Origin of the sequence: Streptomyces thermovulgaris (assembly GCF_002155915.1) — a bacterium.
Classification (GTDB): domain Bacteria; phylum Actinomycetota; class Actinomycetes; order Streptomycetales; family Streptomycetaceae; genus Streptomyces; species Streptomyces thermovulgaris.
The window spans coordinates 1-3,740 of record NZ_MUME01000163.1; the positions used below are offsets into that span (position 1 = coordinate 1).

The 3,740-nt window shown below is 73.3% G+C and carries 2 protein-coding genes and 1 pseudogene; 1 reads left to right on the forward strand and 2 read right to left on the reverse strand.

Annotated elements, in window-relative coordinates:
- The coding region (locus CCN35_RS14895; protein WP_211285525.1) for an MMPL family transporter at positions 1–2,272 on the forward strand (2,272 nt) is incomplete at its 5' end.
- A gap of 520 nt (positions 2,273–2,792) precedes the next feature.
- Here the strand turns inward: CCN35_RS14895 and CCN35_RS14900 are convergent.
- Entirely contained in the window at positions 2,793–3,455 is a 663-nt protein-coding gene (locus tag CCN35_RS14900; RefSeq protein WP_067399457.1) for a response regulator, read from the reverse strand.
- A gap of 18 nt (positions 3,456–3,473) precedes the next feature.
- Positions 3,474–3,740 (reverse strand): annotated as a pseudogene (locus CCN35_RS28920) (hypothetical protein); the annotation flags it as partial.

A 3,740-nucleotide genomic window follows, 5' to 3' on the forward strand; every position in this document is an offset into this window, starting at 1 on the left:
GACACAGCATCCGCCCCGTCCGGCCGACGCGGCTCACACCGGGCAGCGGCGTGAGCCGCCCCTCCCCGCGCCGCCGTCCGGCGCGCTGGCCCGCCTGGCACGCGGTCTGGTCCGGCTCAAGGCGCCCGTCTTCCTGGCCGTCGCACTCGTCTCGCTGGCCGCCGCCCTGTTGGGCGCCGGCGTCGCGGGCGACCTGTCCAGCGGCGGCTACACGGCCAGCGGGTCGGAGGCGGCGCGGGCCGAGCGGATCCTGGCCGACCGGTTCGGCGCCGGGTCGCCGAACATGGTCCTGCTGCTCAGGGCCGAGCGGCCGCTGACCGACGCAGACGTCGCGGCCGAGGGACGGGCGTTCACCGAGCGGGTCGGCTCGCTGGACGGCGTCGGGTACGCCACCTCGTACTGGACCACCCAGGACCCCGCCCTGCGCTCCAAGGACGGCCGCTCGGCACTCGTCCTGGTGCGGCTGTCCGGCGACGAGGACGAGGCCACCCGCCGGGCCGGTGAACTGACCGCCGAACTCACCGGCGAGCAGGGCCGGTTCACGGTCACGGCGACCGGGCGGGCGGTCATCAACGACGCGCTGGAGAAGCAGAGCGAGGAGGACCTGACCAAGGCCGAACTGATCGGCGCACCGCTGACCCTGGTCATCCTCCTGGTCGCGTTCGGCTCGCTCGTCGCCTCGCTCCTGCCGCTGCTGGTCGGCGTCGTCTCGGTGGTGTGCACGCTGGCCGTGCTGCGCCTGCTGGCCGCCGTCACCGACGTCTCGCTCTTCGCGATGAACGTGACGACCGCGCTGGGCTTCGGACTGGCCGTGGACTACAGCCTGTTCGTCGTCACCCGCTACCGCGAGGAGCTCCGGCGCGGCCGCGAGGTGGCCGACGCGGTCGCCGAGTCGCTGCGCACGGCCGGGCGGACCGTGCTGTTCTCCGCGCTGACCGTGGTTCTGTCGCTGGCGGCCCTGCTGGTCTTCCCCATGATGTTCCTGCGCTCGCTCGCCTGCGCGGGCATCGCGGTGGTGAGCCTGGCCGCGCTGACCTCCCTGCTCATCCTGCCGCCGGTCCTGGCCGTCATCGGCCGGCGCATCGACAGGCTGGACGTGTTCGCCCGCTGGCGGCGCAGGCCCGCCGAGGGCGACGACAGCGTGCGGGGCATGTGGCACCGGCTGGCCACCGGCGTGATGCGGTGGCCGGTGGCGGCCGGCGGCGCCGTCGCCGTCCTGCTGATCGCGCTGGCGCTGCCCTTCGGGCACGCCCGCTTCGGGCTCACCGACGACCGCATCCTTCCCCAGGGCGCACCCGCCCAGGCCGCGGCCGAGACCATCCGCACCGACTTCGCCGGCGCGGGCACCCACCCGGTCACCGTCGTCCTGCCGGACCTTCCCGAACCGGGCCGTCAGGCCGCGCTCACCGGCTACCTGGCCGAACTCTCCCGCACCGAGGGCACCGTGCGGGTCGACAGCCCGCTCGGCAGCTGGGCGAAGGGCCGGCGGATCGCCCCGCCCGGCCCGGCCGCGGCGGCCATGGCCGACCCCCAGGGCGTCTGGCTGAGCGTCGTCTCCGACACCAACCCCAACTCACCGGCCGGCGAGCGCCACACCGAACGCGTCCGCGCCGTCGACGCCCCCGCCGCCGCGCTGGTCGGCGGCGAGGCGGCGGCGCTGGTGGACACCAAGCAGGCCCTGAAGGACCGCGTCCCCCACGCCGGGGCGGTCATCGCCCTGAGCATGCTGGTCCTGCTGTTCCTGTTCACCGGCAGCCTCGTCGTCCCCGTCCAGGCCCTGATCCTCAACACGCTCAGCCTGACCGCCTCGTTCGGCGCGATGGTGTACGTGTTCCAGGACGGCCATCTGAAGTGGCTGGTCGGCGACTTCATCGCCACCGGGCAGCTGGAGGTCACGGTGCCGGTGCTGATGTTCTGCGTGGCGTTCGGGCTGTCCATGGACTACACCGTCTTCCTGCTGTCCAGGATCAGGGAGGAGTACCTGGCCACGGGCGACACCACGCGGGCGGTGGTCTTCGGCATCGACCACACCGGCCGGCTGATCACCGCTGCCGCCCTGGTCGTGGCGAGCGTCCTGGCGGCGCTGGCGACCTCGGAGCTGAGCCTGCTCAAGCTGCTGGGGGCGGGCCTGGCCCTGGCCGTCCTGGTCGACGCCACGCTGGTGCGCGGCATCCTGGTGCCGGCGGTCATGAAGCTGTGCGGGCGGGCGAACTGGTGGGCGCCGGCGCCGCTGCGGCGCCTGCACACCAAGGCCGGCCTGCACGACGGCTGACCCGCCCCGGCCCCGGCGCCCTGCACGGAGTGGATCCCTCCCCCGCCCGCCGGCGGGAGCGCGTCCGGAGAGCCGGAGCGCTGCCGACCTGCGTCGTACGGCCGCACCGACATGTGCGTGACGTTCGGCGCCACTCCCTCGGGGATGCGCCCGGACGCCCACGCGTTGCGGCAGCCGCCGGCCACGATGGACACCGCGGTACGCACAGCGTCCGACGACGTCGTACCGGTGCGCGGCATCACCACCAGGTCGTCGTACAGAGGTATGCGTCGGCCTTGACGGACAGGGCATCGCCCGGCCGTCGGAGGGGTCCTCACCGGCCTTCACCGCCCCGCGTGGCGCGTTCGCGGTCGAGGAACCCCGGTCGAGGAACGCGGCCACCACGGGGAACATGCGGTCGACCGGCCGGCGGACGGCTTTCCGCCCGGCGTCAGCCTGCTCGGCGCGCGGTTTCGAGCGGAGGTGGCCGACGCTCCGCCGAGACGCGCGGGCCGGGTGTGCCGGTGGCGTCATGAGCCTGTCACCGGCCTGCGGTGATGTAGCCCAGTTCGTAGGCCGCGATGACGGCCTGGGCGCGGTCGCGGGCACCGAGTTTGGCGAAGATCCGGTTGATGTGGGTCTTGACGGTGTGGTCGGTGATGGTGAGGCGCTCGGCGATCTCGTCGTTGGAGCAGCCACGGGCGATGAGGAGCAGGACCTCGGTCTCCCGCGCGGTCAGGTTCGGGGCCTCGGGGCGGGGGCGCGGAGCGGGGCGTTCACGCAGGAAGCGGGCGATGAGCCGCTGGGTGATGTCGGGAGCGAGCATGGCCTTTCCGGCAGCCACCACGCGCACCGCGTGCAGCAGTTCGGGGAAGGTGGCGTCCTTCAGCAGAAAGCCGCTGGCTCCCGCGGCAAGAGCGTCGTAGACGTACTCGTCCAGCCCGAAGGTGGTCAGGATGAGGACGCGGGTGGTGGTGTTCGGGTCGGCGCATATCGCTCGTGTGGCGGCTATGCCGTCGGTGTTCGGCATCCGGATGTCGAGCAGGGCGATGTCGGGACGGTGGGCGCGCACCAGGCGGACGGCGTCCTGGCCGTCCGCGCCTTCCCCGACGACCTCGATGTCCTCCTGGGTGTTCAGAAGACTGACGAAACCGCTGCGTACGACGGCCTGATCGTCCACGACCACCGCGCGGATCCTCGGCACCGGCCAACTCCCCTTTCCTTACCGGTTTCCTTGCTGGAGGTCACTGGGCGTTGCGGATGACTGCGGTGAGCGACGGCCCCGATCGAGGGAGGGGCGGACCGGGGTGCCGGGTGCGGTGACCGGCAGACGCGCGGTCACGGTGAATCCTCCGTCCGGGGTCGGATGCCAGTCGAGACTGCCGCCGAGCAGGGCCGCCCGCTCGTGCATGCCGACGAGGCCGTGGCCGCCGCCCTCGGACGGGCGGGCCGGGGGCGGCGGCCACGGCCTCGTCGGCATGCACGAGCG